Source organism: Agromyces sp. P2_B3, from assembly GCF_056404815.1.
Genome location: NZ_JBFUDH010000056.1, coordinates 1 through 574 on the forward strand (window position 1 = coordinate 1; position 574 = coordinate 574).

The following is a 574-nucleotide window of genomic DNA, read 5'->3' on the forward strand; positions in this document are numbered from 1 at the left end:
CGCGACGAGCTCATCGACAGCATCTTGACCGACATGGCGCGCATCTCGCGCGGGGCGGCGCTGCCGGCATTAGGGGAGGGCAAGGCCTGCGACTATTGCGCGGCCCGCGGCCTCTGCCGCAAGGATTTCTGGAGCCTGGACGAGGAAGCCACGGCAGGGGAGGAGGGCGTATGACCCCGCCGGCTAACACCTTGATCGCTCACGCCGCGGCCTACGAATGCAACGGCGAGCCGCTCTCCGCCGATGCCTTCTACGCCATCGCCTGCGACCCGCGGCGCAGCGTGGCGGTGGAAGCCTGTGCCGGCGCCGGCAAAACCTGGATGCTGGTGTCACGCATCGTTCGGGCCTTGCTGGACGGCGCCACGGCCGCACCGGGGCAGCAGGTCTTGCCGCATGAAATCCTGGCCATCACCTTCACCAAAAAAGCCGCCGGCGAAATGCGAGAGCGCCTGGACGACTGGCTCAAGGCCTTTGCCCACGCCGACGATGAGACCCTGCAGCGCGAACTCGAAATGCGCGGCGTCAGGGTCGATTTTTCAAGCCAAAAAGGCCTGAAAGCCGCGCAGAACGTGCG

1 protein-coding gene is annotated in these 574 nt (G+C 66.6%); it reads left to right on the plus strand.

Annotated features, from left to right (window positions below; all coding sequences use genetic code 11):
• Nucleotides 1-170: 170 nt before the first annotated feature.
• The coding region (locus tag AC1DZA_RS20155) for a UvrD-helicase domain-containing protein (protein WP_476774103.1) at nucleotides 171-574 on the plus strand (404 nt) is incomplete at its 3' end.